General features: G+C 66.4%; 19 protein-coding genes. 9 read left to right on the top strand and 10 right to left on the bottom strand.

Annotated features, from left to right (window positions below; genetic code table 11):
- Window positions 1-157: 157 nt before the first annotated feature.
- Complete coding sequence (gene frc, locus U0042_RS06360; RefSeq protein ID WP_114811762.1) at window positions 158-1,405, bottom strand: formyl-CoA transferase; 1,248 nt, start codon at window positions 1,403-1,405, stop codon at window positions 158-160.
- A 37-nt stretch (window positions 1,406-1,442) separates the two neighbouring features.
- On the bottom strand, window positions 1,443-3,203 hold the full coding sequence (locus tag U0042_RS06355; protein ID WP_114811760.1) for a thiamine pyrophosphate-binding protein: 1,761 nt from the start codon (window positions 3,201-3,203) through the stop codon (window positions 1,443-1,445).
- A 357-nt stretch (window positions 3,204-3,560) separates the two neighbouring features.
- Between U0042_RS06355 and sucC the strand changes: the two genes are divergently transcribed.
- Both sucC and sucD read left to right on the top strand, forming a co-directional pair.
- Window positions 3,561-4,757: an ADP-forming succinate--CoA ligase subunit beta gene (gene sucC / locus U0042_RS06350; RefSeq protein ID WP_114811999.1), complete on the top strand. Its 1,197-nt coding sequence runs from the start codon at window positions 3,561-3,563 to the stop codon at window positions 4,755-4,757.
- A 1-nt stretch (window position 4,758) separates the two neighbouring features.
- Window positions 4,759-5,637, top strand: a complete 879-nt coding sequence (sucD, locus tag U0042_RS06345) for a succinate--CoA ligase subunit alpha (protein ID WP_114811758.1) — start codon at window positions 4,759-4,761, stop codon at window positions 5,635-5,637.
- Window positions 5,638-5,701: 64 nt separating this feature from the next.
- Here sucD and U0042_RS06340 read toward each other — a convergent pair whose 3' ends face one another.
- The 5 genes from U0042_RS06340 to U0042_RS06320 all read right to left on the bottom strand — a co-directional run bounded on the left by U0042_RS06340 (window position 5,702) and on the right by U0042_RS06320 (window position 12,919).
- A complete protein-coding gene (locus U0042_RS06340) occupies window positions 5,702-6,433 on the bottom strand; it encodes a GntR family transcriptional regulator (RefSeq protein WP_114811757.1) in 732 nt (243 codons plus the stop codon).
- On the bottom strand, window positions 6,411-6,629 hold the full coding sequence (locus U0042_RS06335; protein ID WP_114811997.1) for a hypothetical protein: 219 nt from the start codon (window positions 6,627-6,629) through the stop codon (window positions 6,411-6,413). The genes U0042_RS06340 and U0042_RS06335 overlap by 23 nt, the downstream gene beginning before the upstream one ends.
- A 183-nt stretch (window positions 6,630-6,812) precedes the next feature.
- Entirely contained in the window at window positions 6,813-8,267 is a 1,455-nt protein-coding gene (locus tag U0042_RS06330) for an efflux transporter outer membrane subunit (RefSeq protein WP_114811755.1), read from the bottom strand.
- Window positions 8,268-8,383: 116 nt separating this feature from the next.
- Window positions 8,384-9,664, bottom strand: a complete 1,281-nt coding sequence (locus U0042_RS06325) for an efflux RND transporter periplasmic adaptor subunit (RefSeq protein WP_114811753.1) — start codon at window positions 9,662-9,664, stop codon at window positions 8,384-8,386.
- A 12-nt stretch (window positions 9,665-9,676) separates the two neighbouring features.
- Complete coding sequence (locus tag U0042_RS06320; protein WP_114811750.1) at window positions 9,677-12,919, bottom strand: efflux RND transporter permease subunit; 3,243 nt, start codon at window positions 12,917-12,919, stop codon at window positions 9,677-9,679.
- Between the two features lie 177 nt (window positions 12,920-13,096).
- Here U0042_RS06320 and U0042_RS06315 point away from each other — a divergent pair, with 177 nt between their 5' ends.
- The 3 genes from U0042_RS06315 to U0042_RS06305 all read left to right on the top strand — a co-directional run bounded on the left by U0042_RS06315 (window position 13,097) and on the right by U0042_RS06305 (window position 15,901).
- Entirely contained in the window at window positions 13,097-13,771 is a 675-nt protein-coding gene (locus tag U0042_RS06315; RefSeq protein ID WP_114811748.1) for a heavy metal response regulator transcription factor, read from the top strand.
- Complete coding sequence (locus U0042_RS06310; protein ID WP_114811746.1) at window positions 13,771-15,165, top strand: heavy metal sensor histidine kinase; 1,395 nt, start codon at window positions 13,771-13,773, stop codon at window positions 15,163-15,165. Before U0042_RS06315 ends, U0042_RS06310 begins: the two co-directional genes overlap by 1 nt.
- A gap of 337 nt (window positions 15,166-15,502) precedes the next feature.
- A complete protein-coding gene (locus U0042_RS06305; protein WP_114811744.1) occupies window positions 15,503-15,901 on the top strand; it encodes a DUF2917 domain-containing protein in 399 nt (132 codons plus the stop codon).
- 171 nt (window positions 15,902-16,072) lie between these two features.
- On the opposite strand, the gene U0042_RS06300 is transcribed toward U0042_RS06305, so the two are convergent.
- Complete coding sequence (locus tag U0042_RS06300) at window positions 16,073-17,233, bottom strand: porin (protein ID WP_114811742.1); 1,161 nt, start codon at window positions 17,231-17,233, stop codon at window positions 16,073-16,075.
- A gap of 125 nt (window positions 17,234-17,358) precedes the next feature.
- Between U0042_RS06300 and U0042_RS06295 the strand changes: the two genes are divergently transcribed.
- A complete protein-coding gene (locus U0042_RS06295; protein ID WP_157977848.1) occupies window positions 17,359-17,679 on the top strand; it encodes a hypothetical protein in 321 nt (106 codons plus the stop codon).
- A gap of 57 nt (window positions 17,680-17,736) precedes the next feature.
- Here the strand turns inward: U0042_RS06295 and U0042_RS06290 are convergent, their stop codons facing one another.
- Window positions 17,737-18,582: a LysR family transcriptional regulator gene (locus U0042_RS06290; RefSeq protein WP_114811740.1), complete on the bottom strand. Its 846-nt coding sequence runs from the start codon at window positions 18,580-18,582 to the stop codon at window positions 17,737-17,739.
- A gap of 98 nt (window positions 18,583-18,680) precedes the next feature.
- Here U0042_RS06290 and U0042_RS06285 point away from each other — a divergent pair, with 98 nt between their 5' ends.
- The 3 genes from U0042_RS06285 to U0042_RS06275 all read left to right on the top strand — a co-directional run bounded on the left by U0042_RS06285 (window position 18,681) and on the right by U0042_RS06275 (window position 24,050).
- Window positions 18,681-19,556 carry an EamA family transporter gene (locus tag U0042_RS06285; RefSeq protein ID WP_157977847.1) on the top strand — a complete coding sequence of 292 codons (876 nt, stop codon included), beginning with the start codon at window positions 18,681-18,683 and terminating at the stop codon, window positions 19,554-19,556.
- 349 nt (window positions 19,557-19,905) lie between these two features.
- The gene (gene mprF, locus U0042_RS06280) at window positions 19,906-22,533 is read left to right on the top strand and encodes a bifunctional lysylphosphatidylglycerol flippase/synthetase MprF (RefSeq protein ID WP_114811736.1); all 2,628 of its coding nucleotides are present in this window, start codon (window positions 19,906-19,908) and stop codon (window positions 22,531-22,533) included.
- Window positions 22,534-22,733: 200 nt separating this feature from the next.
- The gene (locus U0042_RS06275; RefSeq protein ID WP_114811733.1) at window positions 22,734-24,050 is read left to right on the top strand and encodes a virulence factor family protein; all 1,317 of its coding nucleotides are present in this window, start codon (window positions 22,734-22,736) and stop codon (window positions 24,048-24,050) included.
- A 131-nt stretch (window positions 24,051-24,181) separates the two neighbouring features.
- On the opposite strand, the gene ahpF is transcribed toward U0042_RS06275, so the two are convergent.
- On the bottom strand, window positions 24,182-25,780 hold the full coding sequence (ahpF, locus tag U0042_RS06270; RefSeq protein ID WP_114811731.1) for an alkyl hydroperoxide reductase subunit F: 1,599 nt from the start codon (window positions 25,778-25,780) through the stop codon (window positions 24,182-24,184).
- Window positions 25,781-25,894 lie beyond the last annotated feature (114 nt).

Genomic DNA, 25,894 nt, shown 5'->3' with positions numbered 1-25,894 from the left:
AACAGGTTGAAGAAGAGCCGCCCTGCGCGCCGCGATGCGGCGCACGGGTGTCGCGTTGCATGACTTCTGCCGTGCCTGCAACGAAGAGCGGCGGCGAGCGCGAGAGGCCGCTATGCCAGCTGTGCCAGGCTGGTAGCGTCGCGCTTGAAAACAGCCTTCAGATGGCGCCTGCGGCCCGCAGTGCGTTGATCTGCTCCGACGAGTAACCGAGTTCGGCCATGACTTCCTCGGTGTGCTCGCCGAGCAGCGGCGAACGCTTCACGTCCGTGGGGCTGTCGGAAAGCTTGATCGGATTGCCGACCGTGAGGTATTTGCCGCGCACCGGATGGTCCACCTCGACGATCGTGCCCGTGGCGCGCAGAGACTGGTCCTCGGCGATTTCCTTCATCGAGAGAATCGGTCCGCACGGAATGTCGTACTTGTTGAGCAGCGCCATGGCTTCGAACTTGGTGCGCTGCATGGTCCAGTGCTCGATCTCCGCGAAGATTTCCTTGAGCTTCGGCAGGCGCGCGTTCGGCGTTGCATAGTCAGGATCACTAATCCATTCTTCGCGGCCGATCAGTTTACAGATGCGGTCCCACACCGGCGCCTGCGTGATGAAGTAGATGTAGGCGTTCGGATCGGTCCCCCAGCCCTTGCACTTGAGGATCCAGCCCGGCTGCCCGCCGCCCGAGGCGTTGCCGGCACGCGGCACCGCTTCGCCAAAGGTGCCGTTCGGAAACTGCGGATATTCCTTGAGCACGCCCGTACGGTCGAGCCGCTGCTGGTCGCGCAGCTTCACGCGGCACAGGTTCAGCACGCCGTCCTGCATGGCGGCCAGCACCTTCTGACCGCGGCCCGTCTGCACGCGCTGATAAAGCGCCGTCACGATGCCGAGCGCGAGGTGCAGGCCCGTACCGCTATCGCCGATCTGCGCGCCCGTCACGACGGGCGGGCCGTCGGCGAAACCCGTCGTGGAGGCCGCGCCGCCCGCGCATTGCGCGACGTTCTCATAGACCTTGCAGTCCTCGTACGGCCCCGGGCCGAAACCCTTCACCGATGCCACGATCATGCGCGGATTGAGTTCCTGGATGCGCTCCCACGTGAAACCCATGCGGTCCAGCGCACCCGGCGCGAAGTTCTCCACCAGCACGTCGCAATGCTGGATCAGCGTTTCCAGCACACGCTTGCCTTCGGGGTTCTTCGTGTCGAGCGTGATCGAACGCTTGTTGCCGTTGAGCATCGTGAAGTAGAGGCTATCCGCGTCGGGAACGTCGCGTAGCTGCTCACGCGTAATGTCGCCCGCACCCGCGCGTTCCACCTTGATCACGTCCGCACCGAACCACGCAAGCAACTGCGTACAGGTCGGGCCCGACTGCACGTGCGTGAAGTCGAGAATGCGCACACCATCGAGTGCCTTGCCCATTTGATGTCTCCTTCTCCTGATTCGCGTGATCGGCGCGTCACTTGTACATGGTCTGGTTCTTCGTTCCCGGCGCGTACTCGCGCGGGTCGACCCAGATGTTCACCACGGCCGAGCGACCGGTGCGATGAATCGCTTCACGCGCACGCTGCAGGGCGCCCGCGATCTGCGCAGGGTCGCGCACTTCCTCGCCGTAGCCGCCCAGCATTTCGGCAAACTTGCTGAAAGGCACGTCCGAAAGCAGGTTGCCGACGTTGCCGCGTTCTTCGCCGTATTTCGCCAGTTGTCCGTAACGAATCTGGTTCATCGCCGAGTTGTTGCCGATCACGGCGAGATACGGCACGCCGAAGCGGTTGGCAGTCTCCATGTCGAAGGCGGTCATGCCGAACGACCCGTCGCCGTAGTAGCAGAGCACTTCTTTGTTGGGATGCGCGAGCTTGGCGGCAATCGCGAAGCCGGTGCCCACGCCCAACGACCCGAGTGCGCCCGGGTCCATCCATTGGCCCGGCCGGCGCGGACGAACGGCTTGCGCGGAGATGGTTACCACGTCGCCGCCGTCGCCGATGTAGATGGTGTCTTCGCCAAGAAACGCGTTGAGTTCATAGGCGACGCGGTACGGATGAATCGGCGTGTTGTTCGACCGGAAAAGCGGCATCAGTTTTTCCGTCGCCGTTATTTCGGCATCCTGAAGCTGTGCCATCCACTTGCGCCGCGCTTCGCGCCGGTCGTTCTTGATGCGGCCGCTCGCGGCCTGCAAGACGGCATTGAGAATCGCGCCGGGGTCGCCCACGAGCCCGAGGTCGATATCGCGGTTCTTGCCTACCGTGCGGTAATCCATGTCGATCTGCACCAGCGTGAGTTCCTTGCTGATGCGGCGGCCATAGCCCATGCGAAAGTCGAACGGCGTGCCCACCACGATCAGCACGTCCGCGTTGGCGAAGGCCTGCGAGCGCGTGCGGTCGAAGTGATGCGGGTCGCCCGGCGGCAGCAGGCCGCGGCTTGCGCCGTTGAAGTAGCCGGGAATGTCGAGGCCGCGCAGCAGTGCGATGGCTTCTTCGTGGCCGCGTGCCGTCCATACCTGCTGGCCGTAGAGAATGGCCGGCCGTTCCGAGTTGACGAGGATGTCGGCCAGTTTCTCGATATCGCGCGGATCGCCGATGGATTTCGTCGACGCACGATAGTGGCCAGGCTGCGGAATCACAGCGCGAGTGAGGTCGACTTCGCGGTCCAGAACGTCGCGCGGAATTTCGAGATAAGCGGGCCCCGGCGCGCCGTTGAAGCACTCGCGCGCAGCCATGGAGATCATGTCGGCCACGCGTTCGGTGCTCGGCACCGTGGCTGCGAACTTCGTGATGGGCGACATCATGTCCACGTGCGGCAGGTCTTGCAGCGAACCCATCTTGTGCTGACCCAGCGCGCCCTGGCCGCCGATGTGCAGCACCGGGCTTTCCGAGCGGAACGCCGTGGCAATGCCCGTCACCGCGTTCGTGCAACCCGGGCCCGCCGTCGTTACCACGCAGCCCAGCTTGCCGGTCTGGCGCGCATAGCCGTCCGCCGCGTGCGCGGCCACCTGCTCGTGGCGCACGTCGATGATGCGGATGCCTTCGTCCACACAGCCGTCGTAGATGTCGATGATGTGGCCGCCGCACAGCGTGAAGATGGTGTCCACCCCTTCGTTCTTCAGGGCTCGCGCGACCAGATGGCCGCCCGAGACGACGTTCGCGTCACGGCTCTTCTGCTTGAGGGTGTCTTCTGCGGTCGTGGTGCCGCTAGGGCTGACGGGTGAAACCACTGCGGACATGGTCGTCTCCTGGTCGATCGGTTTGTTCAACGGCGACTGCTGCTCACATCGAAGACACCCGGCACGCGGATAGCCTGCGACCGCTTTTCAATACACCGTATGTGATATATCACATTCAATCAAGACGAATTTTCCCGTGCCGTTCGCCGCCTGTTCGAGCCGAATCTCTTTCGAGTTCGGGCCATCAGCTCGAATTTTCCGGTCCACACGCCCTGCACTTTCGGGAAAACCCTGGAGGTCGTTACGTCTTGATGACATGTGATATATCACATACCATATTTTCAAGATCGTCAAGCACGATCTTTCCCGCACCGGCTGCGGTGCCCTTTGGAACGGACGAACGCGAGCGAGGAGACAGTGAACATTCACGAATATCAGGCGAAGGCGCTGCTGCGGCAGTACGGCGTGGCGGTACCCGAGGGACGCGTGGCCTTCACGGCCCACGAAGCCGGCGAGGCGGCGCGGGCGCTCAGCGGGCCGGCATGGGTCGTGAAAGCGCAGATTCATGCGGGCGGGCGCGGCGCAGGCCGTTTCGCCAACGACCCCGACGGCAAGGGCGGCGTGCGCGTCGTGCGCTCGGCAGACGAAGTGGCGAGCCACGCGGAGCAGATGCTGTCTTCCGTGCTGGTGACGAAACAGACAGGTCCGGCCGGGCGCGAAGTGAAACGCGTCTATGTCGAGCAAGGTTGTGCGATTGCGCGTGAGCTTTACCTGGGAATGCTGATCGACCGCAGCACATCGCGCGTCACCGTGATGGCGTCGACCGAAGGCGGCATGGAAATCGAAGACGTAGCCGCACGCACGCCAGAGAAGATCGTGAAGCTCGCCATCGATCCGGCTACGGGCATGCAGGCGCACCACGCGCGCCGGCTCGCCTTTGCGCTCGGGCTCTCGGGCAAGCAGATCAATGCCGCGACGCAATTCATGTTGGCCGCGTGGCGCGCATTCGTGGAACTGGATGCCTCCATCGTGGAAATCAATCCGCTCGTCGTAACCGAAGACGGTGATCTGCTCGCGCTGGATGCGAAGATCAACTTCGACGACAACGCCCTCTTCCGTCATCCGCAGATCGAAGCGATGCGCGACGAAGCCGAGGAAGACCCGACCGAACTCGAAGCCGCGCAGCACGCGCTCAACTACGTGACGCTCGACGGCAACATCGGCTGCATGGTGAACGGCGCGGGCCTCGCCATGGCCACGCTCGACATCATCAAGCTATACGGCGGCGAGCCTGCCAACTTTCTCGACGTGGGCGGCGGCGCGACGAAGGAGCGCGTGGCCGCGGCGTTCCGGCTGATTCTGCGCGACCCGAAGGTGAAGGGCATTCTCGTCAACATCTTCGGCGGCATCATGCGCTGCGATGTGATTGCCGAAGGCGTGGTCGCTGCCGCGCGCGAAGTGGAACTGGACGTGCCGCTCGTCGTGCGGCTGGAAGGCACCAACGTCGATCTGGGCAAGCAGATTCTGCGCGAGTCGGGCTTGCCCATTCTTTCCGCCGATCATCTCGCCGACGCCGCCGCCATGGTGGTCAAGGCCGTTCAAGGGGTGCACTGATATGGCCGTTCTTATCGATAGTAGTACGAAGGTGATTTGCCAGGGCTTCACCGGCTCGCAGGGCACGTTCCATTCGGAACAGGCGCTGGCCTACGGCACGCAGATGGTGGGCGGCGTCACGCCCGGCAAGGGCGGCACGACGCATCTGGGCCTACCCGTGTTCGATACCGTAGCCAACGCGGTAGAACGCACGGGCGCCAATGCTTCGGTGATCTACGTACCGCCTCCCGTGGCAGCGGACGCGATCCTCGAAGCCGTGGACGCCGGCGTGCCGCTCGTCGTGTGCATTACCGAAGGCATTCCCGTGCTCGACATGGTGCGCGTAAAGCGCGCGCTCGCCGGCTCACGCACGCGGCTCGTGGGTCCGAATTGCCCTGGCGTCATCACGCCGGGGCAATGCAAGATCGGCATCATGCCGGGCCATATTCATCGGCCGGGCAAGATCGGCGTGGTCTCGCGCTCGGGCACGCTCACCTACGAAGCGGTGGCGCAAACCACCGCGGCGGGGCTGGGGCAAAGCACGTGCATCGGCATTGGCGGCGATCCCGTGAACGGCACGCACTTCATCGACTGCCTCGAAATGTTCCTTGCCGACGACGACACCGAAGGCATCATCATGATCGGAGAGATTGGTGGGAGTGCCGAGGAAGACGCCGCATGCTTCCTCAAAGACACGCGCATGAAGAAGCCTGTGGTGGGCTTCATCGCGGGCGTGAGCGCGCCGCCCGGTCGACGCATGGGCCACGCGGGCGCGATCATTTCGGGCGGCACGGGTACGGCCGGCGCGAAGATCGAGGCCATGCGCTCGGCGGGCGTGCACGTGGCGCAATCGCCGGCGGCGCTCGGCGCAACGATGGTCGAAGCGCTGCGGGCGATGTGATTCCGCGTGAGTGGAAGATGAACCAGAAGCGGCGGGCTGCTCATGGGCAGCTCGCCGCGCGCGTTCAGACGAGGAAGTCGCAGTTCGCTTCGACGTAAGCGGCCAGATCGAGCGAATGCTGGCGCACCAGCTTTTCCGCAAGTTCCGTGTCGCGCTTTTCCAGCGCCTCGATGATGCGCAGATGATCGACGATGGAACGCGACGCGCGATCGCTCTGCGAAATGGTCATACGGCGAATCGCGCGCACATGGATGAAGATGTTCTTGATGGTGTCCAGAATGATCTGCGACTTCGAGAGTTCCACGATGGCCTGGTGAAAGGCGATGTTCGCGTCCGAGTACTCTTCGATGTGCTCGGCCGGCGTGGTGTCGCGAAAGTCGTCGAACATGTGGCGCAGCTTCGCGATTTCGTCGTCGCTCGCATGCAGCGTGGCGAGGCGCGCGGCCATGCTTTCGAGCGCGGCCCACATCTGGATCATCTCGACGATCTCGCGCTTGCTCTTGCGCACGATATAGATGCCGCGGCGCGGCACCATGCGCAGAAAACCTTCCTGCTCGAGCAGCGTCATCGCTTCGCGCACCGGCGTGCGGCTCACGCCGAGCTTCTCGCTCAGTTCGCGCTCGTCCAGCCTTATTTCGTCGTGCGACTGGTAGATGTCCGCGTCGGCAATGGCCTGACGCAGCATCACGTAGGCCTGATCGCGCAGACTGGCGCTCGCGTTGATGGGTTGCAACGCGAGCGTGAGAGGGGTAGCCACCGGCGTTACCCCCGCCTCAGTTTGAAGTTCCGACGACATTCATCGCCTCTTTACGGACAGCAGGACGATACGCGGCGGGTACGGCAGCCGGCACGTCGCCCAGATCGGCGAACCGGCCGTGCAGAGCGGCCTGGCGCGCCACGGATGTCGGCACCGCACGGGTCAGCAGCACAGTGGCGGCGGCGCCCAGACCCACCACGGCGAGGGCAAAAAGCCCGAGAGACACAAATTCCATTTGAAGCTCCATAAGATTGAGAGACCGGATGACTCAATCATATGGTGCGTCGCCGCAAAAATCAATATTACGTATGTAGTATATCAGAAGCACTGTCGGTAGATTACAACAAGTTGGCCGACGAATGCGAGGCCGTATGCCGCCGCCATGTATACGCTGCGCCTGGGGCTCCCGCCGTCGCCTTCACCAGATGCCGCCGAGCGCCTTCACGAGATCCACGCTCGCGTCCATCTCGCGCCGCCGCAGGTCGACGGCCAGACGCTCGTTCGTGAGCGCCGTGTTTTGCGCCGTCACCACATCCAGATAATTCACCGTGCCGATGCGGTACTGCTCCAGTTCCAGTTGCAGCGTCTTTTCGGCCGATTGCACTGCCGCATCCTGCTGCGTCGTCTCCTGCTGCAGGATGCGCAGCGCCGCGAGGTTGTCCTCCACTTGCTGGAACGCCGCGAGCACCGTCTGCCGGTAGTCGGCCACGCTGGCGTCGTACTGCGCCTTCGCGCGGTCGGTCTCGGCTCTGCGACGGCCGCCGTCGAACAGCGTGCCCGCCAGCGCCGGTCCGAGCGACCACACGCGCGAAGGCGCCATCAGCCAGTTCGAAAGCGCCGAACTCTCCAGCCCGCCCGCAGCGGAGAGCACGAGGTTCGGGAAGAAGGCCGACTCCGCGATGCCGATCTGGTCGTTCGCCGCCGCCACGCGTCGCTCGGCGGCGGCGATGTCGGGCCGGCGTTCGAGCAGCTGCGACGGCACGCCGGGCGGAATCGCAGGCGGCGTGAAGTCGGCTGCCGCGGGCGGCAGCGTGAACGTCGAAGCGGGCTGGCCGATCAGTGTGGCAATGGCGTGCTCGTATTGCGCGCGCGCCACGCCGAGGTCGAGGTCCTGCGCCTCGGTGGCTTGCAGTTGCGTGCGCGCCTGCTCCACGTCCGCCTGCGACGAGATGCCGATGCGATACCGGCTCGTGGTCAGATCGAGCGCCTGGCGGTAGTCCGAGAGCGTCTGGTCCAGCAGGCGTTGCGTGGCGTCGAGCGTACGCAGGTTGAAATAGTCGACAGCCAGCTCGGATTGCATGGCGAGCCGCACGCTTTGCAGGTCTGCGGCACTGGCCTGTTCGTTCGCGCGGGCCGCGTCGTTCTCATGCGCCACGCGGCCCCAGAGGTCCGGCTCCCATGTGGCGTCGGCCACGACCGAGTAGTCCTGGAACGTCTTGCCCGCCGTCTGCTGATGGCCGATGACGTTCGCCGAGTCGTGCAGGTTCGACGCAGCCGTTGAAGCGCCGATGGTCGGGAACCAGTCCGCGTGCGCGGAGGCCACCATCGCGCGTGCCTCGCGCCACTGCGCAGCGGCTTTCTGCACGGTCTGGTTCGATACGTCGACACGCGACTCCAGCGCGCAGAGTTGCGCGTCGCCGAAGCGCGTCCACCACGGGCCGCGGGCGGCTGCATCGGCGGGCGTGGCGCGCGTCCACGTGGACGACGCCGCTGCGCCGCTCGTTGCGGCAGCGGCAAGCGGTGCGGACGGCGTGCCTTCCTTGTAAGCCGCGGGCACATCGACCTGCGGCCGCACGTAGTCGGGGCCGATCATGCAGCCGCCCAGCAGCAGTGCCGCGAGCACGCCCGAAAATGCGACACGGGCCCGCCGCATCGTCCCTTCATGGCTGCGGCGCTGGCCGGCGCCTGAGCGCGCGCCCTCGCCTGCTCTACCATCGCAGGCACGTCGCCGCCCCATACGGTGAGCGACACCGCAAAAAGCGTCGTTGCTCATGATTGCGCTCCACCCGCTTGCACCACGCGCACCGGTTCGCCGCCGGTAATCGAGTCCGACGGATTCAGGATCACCTGATCGTTCGCCCCCACGCCCGCTGCTACCTCGATGCGCGTACCGAAGTCGCGCCCCGGCGTGATCGTTTTCAGCACGACGCGATGCCGGGCGTCGACGGTTGCGAGTTGCACGCCCTGCGGCCGATACAGCAGCGCGTTGACCGGCACCGAAAGCCCCGGCTGCGCGCTGTGCAGCGTCAGCCTCAGTTGGCCGTACGAGCCGGGCAGCACCGCGCCGTCGTCGTTGGGTACATCCACTTCCACGCGCAGCGTGCGCGTAGACGGATTGATCGCCCCGCTGTTGCGCACCACGGTGCCGGCGTGGCATTCGCCGGGCTGCTGCGTGAGAACGAGGCACGCCGGCGTGCCGTCGCTCACGGCTTGCGCGTCGTTCTGCGGCACGTCCGCGTAGACGCGCAGCGTGTGCGTCTGCGCGAGGTCGAACATCTCTCTCGCCGGACCGCCCGTGCTGCCCGCATCGATCAACGCGCCCACGTCGACGTTGCGCGCCGTCACCACGCCGTCGAACGGCGCATAGACCTTCTCGTACGACTGCATCTGCGCAAGCCGCGCCACGTTCGATTGCGCCGCGAGCAACGCGGCGTGCTTCGCCTGCGCGTCGCTCACCTTGATGTCGGTCTCCTGCTGCGAGACCGCGTGCGTATCCACGAGCTGTTGCCAGCGCGAGGCCGTCACCTGCGCGAGCTGGTCGTTTGCCAGTGCCTGCTGTTCGTCGGCGCGTGCCGCGCGAAGGGCCGCGTCGACCTCGGGGGCATCGATGACGGCGAGCAGTTGGCCCGCCTTCACGTGCGCGCCGATGTCGGCATACCACGCCTTCAGATAGCCGTTGGTGCGCGCGAAGATGGGCGTCTGCTGGTTGGCCTCGATGTCGGCCGGCAGCAAGAGCGGCTGATCCGCCGGCGCCACGGTCGGCTTCGTCACCTGGACGGCGGGGACTTCGAGCGTCGCCGTCTGCTTCTTGAGCGCCGCGTGAGCGGACAGACGCGGCACGATGCCCGCCGCGAGCGCAGCCGCCACGGCGGCGGCGATCACCGCAAACCGCCGACCGCGGTGGTGGTTAGTCGAGGACGGTTGGCTCGCGGGCACGTCCGCATTACCGCCGCGTTGCGCCTCACCCGTTTGCCCGCTGTTTGCAGTGGCCGACGCCTCGCCGGGCGCTGCCGCGTCACGCGCGGTCACGTCGAAATTGCTGGAAGACATGGTCAACTCCGCTCAATTCAGGATGCTGGTATCGATGGGCTGCTCCACGGCATGGCGTCGGCGCGAAGCAAGCCAGCCGTGCACGAGAGCAAACACCACGGGAAGAAGGAGCAGCGTCGTGGGCGTGCCGGCCAGGAGGCCGCCGATCACGGCGCGGCCCAGCGGCGCGTTCTGTTCGCCGCCGTCGCCGAGGCCGAGCGCCATCGGCACCATGCCGATCACCATGGCGAGCGCCGTCATCAACACGGGGCGGAAGCGGCTCACGCCGGCCTCGAGTGCGGCCTTGAGCGGCGCCATGCCTTCGGCAATGCGCTCGCGTGCAAAGCTCACGACGAGAATGCTGTTGGCCGTCACCACGCCGATGCACATCATGGCGCCCGTGAGTGCGGGCACGCTGAGCGTGGTGTGCGTGACGAACAGCATCCATAGAATGCCGGCCATCGCGCCGGGCAACGCGCAGACGATCACGAGCGGATCGAGCCACGACTGGAAGTTCACGACCATCAGCAGGTACACGAGCAGCACGGCGAACGTGATGCCGGCGGCCAGCCCCGCGAACGAGTCGTGCATGGTCTGCACCTGGCCGCGTATTACCACACGTGCGCCGCGCGGCAACTGCGCTTTCGCGGCATCGACGATGCGCGTGACGTCCGCCGCCACGCCGCCCAGGTCGCGGCCTTGCACGGAGGCGTAGAGGTCGATGACAGGCTGCACGTTGTAGTGCGACACCACCGCCTGCTGCGAGTCGCGCGAGAACGTGCCGAGCGTGCCGAGAATGCCCGTGACCGCGCCCGCGTTGCTGCCCGAGCCGCCCGTGCCCGGCGTGAAGGTGGCCGCGAGCGGAATGTTGGCGAGCGTCTGCAACGAGTGAATGTCGTACTGCGGCGTCTGCGTGATGACGGGATAGCTCACGCCGTTGGCCGGATTGAGCCAGAAGTTCGGCGACGTCTGCGCGCTGCCCGAGAGCGCGATCAGCAGGCTGCGCGCCACGTCCTGCTGTTGCAGGCCGGCCTGCAACGCCCTCGTGCGATCCACGTCGACGTCGATGGCGGGCTGGTCGGCAGGCTGCTGGATGCGCAGATCGACGAGTCCGTCCACGCCGCGCAGCTTCGGCAACAGCGCGTCGGCAAACGCGCGGTTCTGGTCGAGGTTCGTGCCGATCACCTGGATGTCGATGGGCGCGGGCAGTCCGAAGTTGAGGATCTGGCTCACCATGTCCGCGGGCAGGAACGAGAACGTGATGCCCGGAAACGCCGTACCCAGCTTCTGCCGCAGCGCGGCCACGTACTGCGCCGTGGGATGGTGCTTCGCGTTCAGCGTGATGAGAATGTCGGCATCCGCGCTGCCGATGGGCCCCGAACTCGTATAGGAAAGGTTGATGCCGCTCGCGGGCAGCCCGATGTTGTCGACGATCGTGGAAAGCTCCGCGGGCGGAATCACGGTGCGGATGGTGCCTTCCACTTCGTCGGTCAGCCGCGCCGTTTGCTCGATGCGCGTGCCCGTCTTCGCCCGCATGTGCAGGCGGATTTGTCCCGAATCGATTTGCGGGAAGAAGTCGCGGCCAAGGAACGGCGCCAGCGCGAGCGAGCCGAACGCGATCACGATGAAGCCTGCCACGAAGCGGCGCGGCGACACGAGCGCCCGTTCCAGCGCGCGGCGATAGCGCTGGCGCAGACGTTCGAACGCAGCCTCGAAGCGCTGCTGAAAACGCCGCAGCGCCTCGAATCGCGGCGCGCCGCCCGCGTCAGGCAGACTCGTCTCGCCTGTCGATTTCGCGTGCCGCAGCAGATACATCGCGAGCGTGGGCACCAGCGTGCGCGAGAGGAAGTACGACGCGAGCATCGCGAACACCACTGCTTCGGCCAGCGGCGTGAACAGATAGCGCGCCACGCCCGAGAGCAGCAGCATGGGCACGAACACGATGCAGATGGACAGCGTGGAGACGAGCGTGGGCACGGCGATTTCGCCCGAGCCGTAGAGAATGGCCTGCAGCAGCGGCTCGCCCTGCTCGAGATGATGCGTGATGTTCTCGATGGCCACCGTCGCGTCGTCCACCAGAATGCCCACCGCGAGCGCGAGTCCGCCGAGCGTCATGATGTTGATGGTCTGCCCGAGCAGCGAGAGCGCGATCAGCGACGAGACGATAGCAAGCGGAATCGAAATCGCGATGATGAGCGTGGCGCGCCAGCTGCCGAGAAAGAGCAGGATCATCGCGGCGGTGAGCCCGGCCGCGATAAGACCTTCGCGCACCACCCCCGACACGGCGGACTTCACGAAGGTCGACTGATCCGTCACGGTGCGAATGTCGAGCGCCGCCGGCATTTGCGAGCGGATGCGCGGCAGGAGCTGCTTGATGTTCGAGATGATGTCGAGCGTCGATACGCTGCCGCTCTTCTCCACTTCGAGCAGCGCCGCGCGCTGGCCGTCGTGGCGCACGATGTTGGTCTGCGGCGCGTAGCCGTCGCGCACCGTTGCCACGTCGCGCAGATAGATCACCGTGCCGTCCGGGTTCGCACGCAGCGGAATCGCGTTGAGCTCGGCCACCGAGCGCGCCGCGCCGTTCATGTTCACGTTGTATTCGAACGTGCCGATCTTCGCGGTGCCGCCGGGCAACACGAGGTTTTGCGCGTTGACGGCGTTCACCACGTCCGTCGGTGTGAGGTGCTTTGCGGCGAGCGCCTGCGGGTCGATGTCGACCATGATCTGGCGCACCTTGCCGCCGTACGGAATGGGTACCGCGGCGCCCTGCACCGTGGCCAGCTGCGTGCGGATGAAGTTGTTGCCGAGGTCGTAGAGCTGCTGTTCGGGCAGCGTCTTGCTCGACAGCGCGAGTTCCATGATAGGCACTGTCGAGGCGTTGTACGTGAGCACGAGCGGCGGCAGCGTGCCGGGCGGCAGGATGCGCAGCAGCGACTGCGCGCCCGTGGAGGCCTCGCTCATGGCACGCGTGATGTCCGCGCCGGGATGGAAGAAGATCTTCACGACCGCGACGCCGTTCAACGACTGCGATTCGATGTGCTCGATGTCTTCCACGTCGGACGTCAACGCGCGTTCGTACGGCGCCACGATGCGGCGCGACATGTCTTCCGAGGAAAGACCGTTGTAGCTCCACACCACGCTGATGACGGGGATATCGATGTTCGGAAAGATGTCGGCGGGCGTGCGCAGAATCATCAATGGCCCGAGAATCGCGAGCAACAGCGCAAGAACGATGAACGTGTAGGGGCGCCGCAGCGCGACTTTGACGATCCACATGGCGAAGACCCGGCAGCAGAAGGAATGCGCACAGTCTGCGGGGGCCGCGTTTGCGCCTCCATGGCGCGAGAATGACAAAGATGTAATGATCGCCGCGCCGCGCGCCGGGTATCATCGTCGACAGTTTTTCACGCTCATTTCCCGCTTATTTTTCCGCTCAACAACGAGGGTGCCGCAATGAAGGTTCTCGTGATCGAAGACGAGCCAAAGGCCGGCGACTATCTGAAGAAGGGCCTCGAAGAATCCGGCTTTGTGGTGGACGTGGCCCGCAACGGCGTGGACGGACTGCACCTCGCGCTCGAGGAAGCGCACGACGTGATCGTGCTCGACGTCATGCTGCCCGGCATGGACGGCTGGCAGGTGCTGCAGCAGTTGCGCGGCCGCAAGGACACGCCCGTGCTGTTTCTCACCGCGCGCGACGAAGTGGAAGACCGCGTGCGCGGCCTCGAACTGGGCGCGGACGATTACCTCATCAAGCCGTTCGCGTTCGTCGAACTCCTCGCGCGTGTGCGCACGCTCGCGCGCCGCGGCCAGGCGCGTGAAGGCGACGCGCTCACCGTCGCGGACCTCGAAATCAACGCGAGCCAGCGGCGTGTGCGGCGCGCGGGCAAGCGCATCGACCTCACGCCGCGCGAGTTCTCGCTGCTGCATCTGCTCGCGCGGCGTACCGGCGAAGTGCTGAGCCGCACGCAGATCGCGTCCTACGTCTGGGACATGAACTTCGACAGCGACACGAACGTGGTGGACGTGGCCATACGCCGGCTGCGCGCGAAGGTCGACGACGACTTCGCCGTGAAGCTGATTCATACCGTGCGCGGCGTCGGCTACGTGCTCGAAGCGAGAGAAGGCTGATGCGCCGGCCGCTGTCGCTCACCGCGCGGCTCGCGCTCTGGTTCGCCGCCATCACGGTGCTCGTGTTCGCGGCCGGTGGCGCGGTGCTCTACGACGCGCTCGCCGACCAGATCCGCACCCAGGACGACCTCGACCTCGTGTTGACCGCGCGCCACCTGCGCCGCCTCGCCGAAGAACTGCAGGGCATCGACGACATTCGCGAGCACGAGTCGCGGCTCGACAGCCTCGTGCTCGGCAACCAGGCGTTCTTCATGCGCATCACGGACAAAGCCGGCAACGTGCTGCTCGAACGCAACCCCTCGCGCTTCGCGATCGGCACACTCAAGCAGGTGTCGTTCACGCACCGCATTCTCGAACACGACGTGACGGCATGGGGCGGCGCGGACGGACTGCGCCTGCGCGGCGTCGCCACCAACATGCAGTTGCGCGACGGCAGCGTGATCGAAGCCGTGGTGGGCCGCGAAATGAGCGACCGCGAAGCGCTGCTCGCGCGCTACCGCCTCATCATCGCGGGCGTCACGCTGTGCGCGCTCGCAGCCGCGGCCGCGCTGGGCTACGCGGCCGTGCGCGAGACGCTCAAGCCGCTGCGCGACATGGCGGGCAGCGCGGCACGCGTCACGGTGGGCGCGCTCGATACGCGCATCGACGCAACACGGGCGCCCGCCGAACTGCGCGCGCTGGCCGACGCGCTCAACGCGATGCTGGCGCGGCTCGAACTCGGCTATCAGCGGCTTTCGCAGTTCACGGCGGACCTCGCGCACGACCTGCGCACGCCGCTTGGCAACATGCGCGGCGCGAGCGAGGTGGCACTGGCCCGCCCGCGTTCTGTCGAGGAATACCAGGCACTGCTGGTGTCGAACATCGAGGAATGCGAGCGGCTCTCGCGCATGGTGGAAAACGTTCTGTTCCTCGCGCGTGCCGAACATCCGCAGTTCGCGCGCAGCGCCAGCACGTTTGCGGCACAGGAGGAACTCGCACGCATTGCGGACTACTTCGAAGGCATCGCCGACGACAACGGCATCGCCATTCGCGTGGACGCGCAAGGCACGCTGCGCGCGGACGTGGACCTGTTCCGCCGCGCCGTGAGCAACCTGCTCGCCAACGCATTGCGCTACACGCCGCGCGGCGAGACCGTCACGCTGAGCGCCGCGCCGCACGCTCAAGGCATGACGGTCACCGTGGCCAATCCTGGGCCCGTCATCGCCCCCGAACATCTCGAACGGATCTTCGACCGCTTTTATCGCGCCGACGAATCGCGCACCAGCACGGCGGGCGGCTCCACGGGACTCGGCCTCGCGATCGTGCGCACCATCATGGACCTGCACGGCGGCAGCGTGAGCGTGCAAAGCGACGAGGCGGGCACGCGGTTCCATCTGCATTTCCCTGCGGCATGAAGGGCGATATGAGGGGCAACATGAGGGTCATGCGCCCGACGCGACGACCGGGCTCGCGAATTTTTTTCGTCTCGGCCCGAGACAAAGATTGACAATTGCACGCCAGTCGAGACACACTCGTTCGCATGCATACGCCAGCCCTCGCCACCATCGCGATTAATAAGCCAATGAACAACCATTGGGGTTACGCCCGTTGGTTCGAGTCATGGGGGACGCGTGCGCGATAGCAGGTAGCATCACTTGCGTATCACAAGGCCCCGCCGGCAAGGTTTGGGGCCTTTTTAGTTTGTGGTGACGGCGCCTTTCCTCTGTCGGCTTCTACTGACGGAGAAAGAAGATGGAAGAGGCGTCACAGCAGTCCAGCTTGCAGTCCGCATCTCAGTTGTTAAGCCACCGGCCCGTGCAGCAAAACCCGCGCGACGACGAAGCGTTGCCGAAGCTCGTGCTCCATTTCGCGGTGAACCCGGCCGCCACCGTCACCTGGCGCGTCACCGCCGACGCCGAGTTGCGCGTGCACAGCGAACGCATCTGGCTCACGCGCATTTGCTCGCCATACGACTACTGGATGAACGCAGGCGAGACGATGCGCCTGCAACGCGGCGAGCGCATCTGGCTCAGCACGGACGGCCACGAGGCCGCGCGCGTTTCGCTGACGAGTGCGTGGCACGCGCCACGCACCGTGCTCGCGCGCGTCTCGCGGCTCTTCAACAGCGTGTTTCGCGTGTTCGCCACGTGACGCAGGCACCGTGGATGCGCCGTCCGGTAACGACGATACGGAGCCGCCGTCACGTGCCGCGTTGGGCCGGGGTTGCGCGAACTCGCGCGCTTCGAAGCAACGTGGCCGTGCAGCGCGCCGGCATCGCGGCACGCGTGATGTCGCGCGTGCCGCCGTCGGTCAGAACTTCGGTCAGAACTTGTGGCGCAGCCCCAGATTGACCATCTCCTGCGTGCTCGTGCCGGCGTAGCCGTACGAGCCGATCGACGCCTGGGCCGCCATCGAACCGCCCGTGCCGTTGCCCGTCTGGCCGCTCGCATGCTGATAGGCGGCGGTCAGATAAACGTCGGTGCGCTTCGAGAGGTTGTAGTCGGCGCCCAGCGAAATCTGGTGGTAAGTCGCCGACGTATCGCCGTTCGCCTTCGTGTAGCTGTATCCGACGCCCACCAGCAACGGCACCCCGACCTGATAGTTCACCCAGCCCTGGCCGGTGTTGTACTTCTCGCTGGAAACGAAGGTCGAGCTGCTGTCGGGCCGGTATTGCGCGTTGCTGTAACCGAGCCCGAACGTGAACTGGCCGAGCGTGTACTGCCCGGCCACGCGCGCGATGGAGAGCGAATGCGCGGTCTGGTAGCCGAGGTTGACGGGGCCGTCGAAAGTGCCGTCCGACGTGCTGTCCCACGTGGTGCGGGGCACCGCCGTCGCCTGGCTGTTGGCCGCGTAGAAGTAGCCGGCGGCCACGCCGAGCGGCCCGTTCGTGTACGAGACCGCGCCCGCATACGACTGTCCGGCGCCCGTGCTGCCCGCCACGCCGCCGAACGAATACATCGCCTCGGCCTGCAGGCCGTACCACACCGGCGACGTGTACTTCACGGCGTTGTTCACGCGAAAGCTGTTGTCGTAGTTGTCGACGTCGCCCGCCGTGGCGAAGGCGCTGCCGAAGTAGTTGTCTTCGGTGAGACCCTGCACGAGGTCGATCAGCGGATCGTACTGACGGCCGAGCGTGACCGACCCGTACTGCGCGCTCGCCAGCCCCACGTATGCCTGGCGGCCGAACATCCGGCCGCCCTGGCCGAGTTGTCCTGTGGATGGATTGAAGCCGTTTTCCAGCTGGAAGATCGCCTTCAGGCCGCCGCCCAGGTCTTCCGAACCCTTGATGCCCCAGCGCGTGCCGGAGAGATTGCCGTTGCTGCTGTTGCCGAGGGCCCACAGGTTCTGGTTGCCCTGGGCGTTGTGCACGTAGGTGATCGAGGTGTCGATGGTGCCGTACAGTGTCACGCTGGTCTGCGCGTGAGCCGTGCCGGCAGCGAACAGTGCGGACGGCGCAAGCAGGGTGAGGGCAAGTCTTTTCATTGATGTTCTCCTGTCTATAAACGAGGCAATGCACGCGGAAATACGACCTATGCCGCAATTGCCCGAGGAGACTAACCCGCCTTAATTCGAATCGATTCGTCCGCTAAACGCGCTGTATCAAAACGGTGACGCGTGCCGAATGGAATTCCATTTATTTCCCGCAATGGTTATTCGACGGAGAAGAAATAATGGTGATGCCTGCGCTGAACCGATCCACGGCGCCTGCGGCTTTGTGCGTTATCCGCCGCCAAATGGCGGTTAAATGGGCATCACGATTGACTGCTCGCTGCGCTGATCTTCATTTCTGCGCCGAATTCAATACTGAATTGCCATTTCGGGAATCAACATTGGTAACGAATTTCGTTATATTCGGCGGCTCGATGCGTCGCCTTTTCGCAAGCGACCTCCCCGATCTCCACGCTGATTCGGTCTATCCGACCGCATGATGCGCTTACGCGGCTCCGGCCGCGTTTTTCTTATCCGGCAGCGCCCCGCCGCTCCCTTCACGCCACCAACTGCTTCAGCAACGCCTCCACCGCGTTCACGAGGCCGTCCTCTTCGTTGCCGGCCCGTCGCGCGAGTCCGATCTCGATGTCGGGCAGCGCGGGCAATCCCACCGGGTCGGGCACGCGGGCAATGCCCGGTCCCGTCGCCGTGGGCAACAGCGTGGCCACGCCGACGCCCGCGCGCACCGCCGCCTGAACCGCGGAGAGACTGCCGCTTTCGAAGGCCACTTTCCACGGGCGCCCCGCCTGCGCCAGCGCGGAAAAGATGACGTTGCGCCAGCGGCACGGCTCCGAAAAGAGCACGAGCGGCAATGGGTCGGCGAATGCATCGAAGCCCTCCGCCGCCGCCCACCAGAGCGGCACGTGCGTGCCCCAGCGCAGCGGCCGCTCGAGAAACGCGGCGTCGCAAAGCGCAAGCTGGATGCGGCCCGACTCCAGCGCGCCCATCGTCTCGGCGCCGCCCAGCACCAGCAGTTCGAGCGTCGTCGAAGGATGCAGGCAGCTGAAGTCCGCGAACGCGGCGGGCAACGCGGTACCGGTGAGATCTTCCAGGAGGCCCACGCTGCACCGCCCCGACAAGGTCGCGCGTGGCACGCCGGCCAGCGCCTCGCCGGAAAGCGCGACGATGCGCTCGGCGTAGGGCAGCAGCGCCATCCCGGCGTCGGTCAGCGACACGCCTTTCGCCGCGCGCTGAAACAGCGCATCGCCGACCAGTTCTTCGAGCCGCCGCAATTGCTGGCTGAGCGCCGGCTGCGTGCGCCCGAACGCGTGTGCCGCCCGGCTGATGCTGCCGAGGCGCACGCAGGCGAGAAAGACGCGCAGCGATCCGATATCGAGATCCATTGCCATAAGAGATCGTTATGGGAGGCGATAGATTCTGCCACGTTCCTTTGAACCGCGGGCACGGGTACCGTGACGGCAATATCGAAGGAGACTCGCCCGTGACACCCCACGCCACCGAATCCGCCTCGCCGCGCCTCGCCGGTCCCGCCCTCGCGACCGGGTCCATGATCAGCGTGCAATTGGGCTCGGCGCTCTCCGAGCCGTTGATGACCGCGCACGGCTCCGCGGCCGTCACCGCGTTGCGGCTGGTGTGCGCCGCGCTCGTGCTGCTCCTGCTCGCGCGGCCGCGTCTCTTCCGGCTGACGGGGGCGCAGTGGCGGGCCGCGCTCGCGCTGGGGGCCGCGATGGCCGGCATGACGCTCTGCTACTTCGAGGCGGTGCTGCGCATTCCGCTTGGCGCCACGGCGACCATCGGCTTTCTGGGGCCGCTCGCGGTCGCGGCCGCCGCGTTGCGCGGCTGGCCGCGCTTCGCGTTGCCCGCGCTGGCCGGCGCCGGCGTGCTTGCCATGAGCGCAGGCAGCGCCCACGGCGCGCTCGACCCGGCCGGCATGCTGCTGGCGGGCGGCGCGGCGCTGGGCTGGGGCGCGTACATCGTGCTCACACGCCGCGTCGGTCAGCTCTTTTCACAGCAGGAAGGGCTCGCGCTTTCGCTCGCGGTGGCCGCCGCCCTCACCTTGCCGGTGGCGCGAGCGGTCGACCCGGCCGGCTTGCCTGCCGCCCTGTGGCCGGCCGCCGCGGGGCTTGCGCTGCTCGTGCCGCTCCTGCCGTACTCGCTCGAAATGATGGCCCTGCGCCGCATGGACATGGGCGCCTTCAGCGTGCTGATGAGCCTCGAACCGGCAATCGGCGCGGCGCTCGGCTTCGTGGTGCTGCATGAGCGGCTGTCGGCGGCGCAGTGGCTCGGGATGCTGGCGGTGATGGCCGCGAGTGTCGCGGCAGTGCGGTTGACCGCGCGCCGCGGTGCCGTGGCCTAGTCGGTCTGCGCTCGCGTCGACGCGGATCATTTGTCTGAACACCGTAAGCCAGGACCGGACAAAATCTTTCATCGACACAACAAATCCAGACATTTCCCTAAAGGCCGTCAACCGTTCGGCCGTTATAGCCGTTTGCTGTCTTTTACGAAATCTTTACGCGCGCTAACGGGCCGAACACGCCGGTGGGCGCATACGCAGGCGCGCGTTCAAGCGCAACAAGGCTGGCGGATCTCCGCCCGCCCGACAGGCGTACACAAGCTGTAAAGGATCGACCGTGCCGCCGCCGGGGGCAGCGCCTCGAGATTCGGGGCCACAGCGGCACGATGCCAGTCCATATCCTTGCCGATACATGTCAGACACTGATTCATCCTGCTTCGCCCGTGTCCGTGCTCTTGCGCGGCGCGTCTGTGGTTCGCGGCACCTGCAGCGCTTCGCGGTGCCCGTCCTTGCGGCAAGCGTCTGCGCGCTCCTGCTGCTGGTCTTTCAACACCTCTCGCAAACCGTCAATTACCGCTCCGTCGTCTCGCAGCTCTGTCACCTGAGCGCGCGCGAATGGATCGGCGCGCTCGGCGCCACGGCCGCGAGCTTCGTCGCGCTGGTGGGCCGCGATGCCGTCGGGCTGCGCTACGTCGACGCCAGGGTGCCGCGTCTGCCGCTGTGGGTCGGCGCCACCGTGGGATCGGCGCTCGGCAACGCCACGGGCTTCGGCGCGCTGACGGGCGGCGCCGTACGCTGCCGCGTATACGGCGTGGCGGGCGTCACGCCCGTGCAGGTGGGCCGCATGACCGTGTTCACGAGCATCACGCTCGCCCTGGCCCTCGCGATGATGACGGCGGCCGGCATGGTCGCCTCGGCCGGCACGCTGGCCGGCATGATGGGGCTGGCGCCCGACGTGCTGCGGCTCATGGGCGCGATGCTGCTGGCCGCCAGCGGCGCGCTGATCGCCGCGTGCGGCGCGGCGCCGAAAAAGCTGCGGCTCTTCGGCCGCGACGCGCTCTCGTTCAACGTCCCGGCGCGGCGCGACCTCGTGGCGCAACTGGCACTCGCCGTGGTCGACGTGATCGCGGCCGGCCTCGCGCTGTGGGCGCTGCTGCCGCACAAGGGCACGTCGGTCGCAGCGCAGGTGGGCTTTGTCCAGTTCGTCACCGTCTACGCGGCCGCGATGCTGCTCGGCATGATCGGGCACACGCCGGGTGGCGTGGGCGTGTTCGAGGCCGCGATGGTCTACGCGCTGGGCGGCACCGTGCCGACTCCGCAGATGCTCGCCGCGCTGCTCGCGTATCGCGCGATCTACTTCGGCGTGCCGCTTGCGCTCTCCGCCGGCGTGCTCGCCGTGTTCGAAGGACGCGCCCTCAAGGCACCGCTCGCGTCGGGCTTCGCGCAGCGCGGCGCGCAAAGCGTCTCGCAGCTCGCGCCGCTCTTTCTCGCCATCTGCACCTTCGTGGTGGGCGGCATGCTCGTGATTTCGGGCGCCACGCCCGCGTTCATGAAGCGCATCGCTATCCTGCAAACCGTGCTGCCGCTGTGGGTCATGGAAAGCTCGCAGATGCTCGCGAGCCTGTTCGGCGTGCTCCTGCTCTTCGTCGCCCGCGGCCTGCTGCGCCGGCTCGACGCGGCGTGGTGGTTCGCGCTCATCATCGCGTCGCTGAACCTCGCGCTCTCGCTCGCCAAGGGTCTCGCCTTCGTCGAAGCGGGCGTGCTGTGCGTGCTGATTGCGTTGCTGCTCGCCACGCGCAAGCGCTTCAACCGCCATTCGTCGCTGTTCGCCGAGCGCTTCACGCCGGGCTGGCTGGTGTCGGTGGGCATGGTGATCGCGCTCGCGGTGTGGGTGCTCTTCTTCGCCTTCCGCGACGTTCAATACTCGCAGCACCTCTGGTGGCAGTTCGCCTTCGACGAACGCGCGCCGCGCGCCTTGCGCGCCACGCTGGCGGCGGGTCTGCTCGCCTCGGCGCTCGCGTGCTGGCAACTGTTGCGTCCCGCGCCGGGCCGCTTCGAAAAGCCCGAGGCAGCCGATCTGCTCGAAGCCGCGCGCATCGTGCGCGCCCAGGAGCGCAGCGACGCCGTGCTCGCGATGATGGGCGACAAGAGCTTCCTGTTCTCCGAGTCGCGCGAGGCCTTCCTCATGTACGCCAAGCGCGGTCGCACGTGGGCCGCGCTGCACGACCCCGTGGGCCCGCGCTGCGAATGGCCCGGTCTGATCCGGCAGTTCGTCGCGCTGGCCCACGCACACGGCGGCCGGGCTGCGTTCTACCAGGTGCGTGCGGATGCGCTGCCGCTCTACCTGGACGCCGGCCTCACGCTCATGAAGCTCGGCGAGGAAGCGCACATCGCGCTGCCCGAGTTCGAGCTCAAGGGCTCGCACCGTGCGCATCTGCGCTATGCGTTGAAACGCGGCGAGCGCGACGGCTTTTCCATCGAGCTGATCGAGCCCGACCGTGTGCCCGACTGCCTGCCCATCCTGCGCGAAATCTCCGACGCGTGGCTGGAAAGCCGGGTCGCGCGTGAAAAGAGCTTTTCGGTGGCTGCCTTTACGGCGGGCTACCTTGCGGCGCAGTCCGTGATGCTGGTGCGCCAGCAGGGCAAGCCGCTCGCCTTCGTCACCTTCATGACCACTGACCTCCACACCGAAGCAACGGTCGGCGTGATGCGCCATCTGCCCGACGCTTCGCCCTATGCCATGGAATATCTGTTCACGCAGCTCGCGCTGCATCTGAAGGGCGCGGGCTTCCGCTCGCTGAGCCTCGGTGTCGCGCCGCTCTCCGGCATGCAGCCGACACCGCTCGCTTCGCCCTGGCACCGCGCCGCGGCGCTCGCCTGGCGCTTCGGCGGCTGGTTCTACAACTTCCGCGGCCTGCGCGGCTTCAAGAACAAGTTTCAGCCGCACTGGGAACCGCGCTATCTGGCGGCTTCCGGATCGGTGAGCGTGCTGCTCACGCTGGCCGACCTTTCGCTTCTGGCGGGAGGGTCGCGGTCGTGAAGGCTATTGGATCGATTCGAGTGGCACACGCGCGGCGCGAGCGGGCTTCGGCTTCGGCTTCGGCTTCGGCTTCGGCTTCGGCTTCGGCTTCGGCTTCGGCTTCGGCTTCGGCTTCGGCTTCGGCTTCGGCTTCGGCTTCGGCAGGCCGCAATGTGGCTGAAGCGACGCGCCTCGTGCGCGCCGCGTCGGCCGCGCTGCTGATGTCCGCTTCGGCCATCGCCTTCGCGCCTGGCGCACACGCCGGGACGCCGGAGCACGTGGCGGGCGGCCGTTACGGCGACGTCACCGTCACGAAGCCCGCGGGCGACATGCGCGGCTTCGTCGTGCTGTTCTCCGAGGCGAACGGCTGGGCGCCGTCCGACCAGCAGGCCGCCGACGCCCTCGCCCGTCACGGCGCGCTCGTGGTGGGCGTGGATACGGCGCGCTACGCCGCGAAGCTCGCCACGGCCACGCGCGAAAACTGCCACAAGCTTTATGGCGATGCCGAAGCGATCGGGCACCAGCTCGAACGCCAGGTGGAATCGAACCGCTATTACTCGCCCATCGTGGCGGGCACAGGCGAAGGCGGCCTGCTCGCGGAACGCACGCTCGCGCAGGCGCCGGCCAATACGATTGCAGGCGCGGTATCGGTCGATGCGGACAAGACGCTCGACGCACGCTTCGCCCCTTGCCCCGCCGATCCCGCACTGAGCCGCGGCCCCGGCTTGCCGGGATTTCTCGCCAAAGGCGTGACGCGCGCAGCAGGCTCGGCAACGCCCACGGCAGCGGCCGGCGCACAACAGACCACGCAGGAAACCTTCGCCCCCGGCATGACGAAAGCCGCGCGCCTCGTCGCGCTGACCGAGCCGCATCTGCGCGCGGAGATCCAGAGCGAAGAGGACGTCTCCGACCTGCCGCTCGTCGAACTGCCCGCGGCGCATCCGTCGGACATGCTCGCCGTCGTGATCTCCGGCGACGGCGGCTGGCGCGATCTCGACAAGACCATTGCCGAAGCCATGCAGCAGCAAGGCGTTTCGGTGGTGGGATGGGATTCGCTGCGCTATTTCTGGCGCGAAAAGACGCCCGAGCAAACCAGCCACGACCTGGCCCGCGTGCTGAAAACCTACAGTGCGCGCTGGCACACGCGTCAGATCGCGCTCGTCGGCTACTCGTTCGGCGCCGACGTCATGCCGTTCGCGTACAACCGGCTGCCGGCGGCGTTGCGGGCAAAGGTGTCGTTCGTGTCGCTGCTGGGCTTTGCGCCCGACGCCGATTTCCAGATTCGCGTGACCGGCTGGCTCGGCATGCCCGCCAGCGACAAGGCGCTGCCGGTGAGCCCCGAACTCGCGAAGATGCCGCCCGCCATCGTGCAATGCGTGTACGGCGAGCGCGAGCCCGATTCGCTGTGTCCGTCGCTCGCGGGCAAGGGCATCGAACTCGTGCGCACACCGGGCGACCATCACTTCGGCGGGAATTACGATGCGCTCGCGAAGCGCATCGTCGATAGCTGGAAAAAGCAGATCGGGTTGCGCGGTTAAGTGCGGCTAAACGCGCGCAGGTGATTGCGCCGCCTTCAACGCAATCGCATCGCGCCACGCTCAATGAAAAACGGCCCGCCATGAATGGCGGGCCGTTGCTTTTTGCTCGACCGGCTGGCAGTGAGCCAGGCTTATTCCACTTCGGCCAGTTGCTGCGCGTCCTGCTCGCGCTCCACCGACGAGCGGATCAGATGCTCGAACGCGCCCAGCGAAGCCTTCGCGCCTTCGCCCACCGCGATCACGATCTGCTTGAACGGCACCGTCGTGACGTCGCCGGCCGCGAACACGCCGGGCACCGAGGTCTGGCCCTTCGCGTCCACTTCGATTTCGCCGTGCTTCGACAGCGCGACCGTGCCCTTCAGCCACTCCGTGTTCGGCACGAGGCCGATCTGCACGAACACGCCTTCCAGTTCGAGGTGACGCTTCTCGCCCGTGGTGCGCTCCAGATAGTGCAGGCCCGTGACCTTGCTGCCGTCGCCGGCCACTTCCGTGGTCTGCGCCTGCTTGATGACCGTCACGTTCTTGAGGCTGAACAGCTTGCGCTGAAGCACGGCGTCGGCACGCAGTTCGGCGCCGAATTCGAGCAGCGTGACGTGGCTCACGATACCGGCGAGGTCGATCGCCGCTTCCACGCCCGAGTTGCCGCCACCGATCACGGCCACGCGCTTGCCCTTGAACAGCGGACCGTCGCAGTGCGGGCAGTACGCCACGCCGCGGTTGCGGTATTCGCGCTCGCCGGGCACGTCGATTTCGCGCCAGCGCGCGCCGGTCGCAATCACCACGCTCTTCGCGCGCAGCACCGCGCCGCTTGCGAGGCGAATCTCGATCTGCTCGCCCGGCACAAGTGCCTCGGCGCGCTGCAGATTCATGATGTCGACGTCATAGGCGCGCACGTGCTGCTCGAGCGCCGCCGCGAACTTCGGCCCTTCGGTTTCCTGCACGGAAATGAAGTTTTCGATGGCGAGCGTATCGAGCACCTGGCCGCCGAAGCGTTCGGCCACCACGCCCGTGCGAATGCCCTTGCGCGCCGCGTAGATCGCGGCCGCGGCGCCCGCCGGGCCGCCGCCCACCACGAGCATGTCGAAGGTGTCCTTCGCGTTGAGCTTCTCCGCCGCGCGAGCAGTCGCGCCGGTATCGAGCTTCGCGAGAATCTCTTCCACGCTGCAACGGCCCTGGCCGAAGACCTCGCCGTTCAGGTACATCGTGGGCACGGCCATGATCTGGCGCGCTTCCACTTCGTCCTGGAACAGTGCGCCGTCGATCGTCACGTGGCGGATGCGCGGATTGATCACCGACATCACGTTGAGCGCCTGCACCACCTCCGGGCAGTTCTGGCACGACAGCGACACATAGGTCTCGAAGGCGAAATCGCCGTCGAGGTTACGAATCTGTTCGATCACTTCCGGTTCGAGCTTCACCGGATGTCCGCCCACCTGCAGCAGCGCCAGCACGAGCGAGGTGAACTCGTGGCCCATCGGAATGCCTGCGAAACGCACGGCGATGTCCGTCCCCGCGCGGCGCAGCGTGAACGAAGGCGCGCGCTCGCCCTGGGCTGCCGCGTCACGATGCTCGGCAAGCGTGATGCGACCCGACAGCGAAGCGATTTCCTGCAGCAGCCCCTGCAATTCCGCCGACTTCTCGCCATTGTCGAGAAATGCGGCGATCTCGATGGGCTGCGTGATTTTTTCGAGATAGCTCTTGAGTTGATTCTTGAGATTAGTGTCGAGCATGGCGATTTCCAGCGAATGGCGATACAGAAAAAAGGCAACACCGGGCCACCCGCAGGCGCGAATGGCGCCTGCGGCTCATGCAAATGAGCGGGAGAGGTAGCCCGGTCGGGAACG

The sequence above is a fragment of the Paraburkholderia kururiensis genome (assembly GCF_034424375.1).
GTDB classification, from domain to species: Bacteria; Pseudomonadota; Gammaproteobacteria; order Burkholderiales; family Burkholderiaceae; genus Paraburkholderia; species Paraburkholderia kururiensis_A.
The sequence above is the reverse complement of the archived record's forward strand: the minus strand, read 5'-3'. Positions and strand labels throughout refer to the sequence as shown.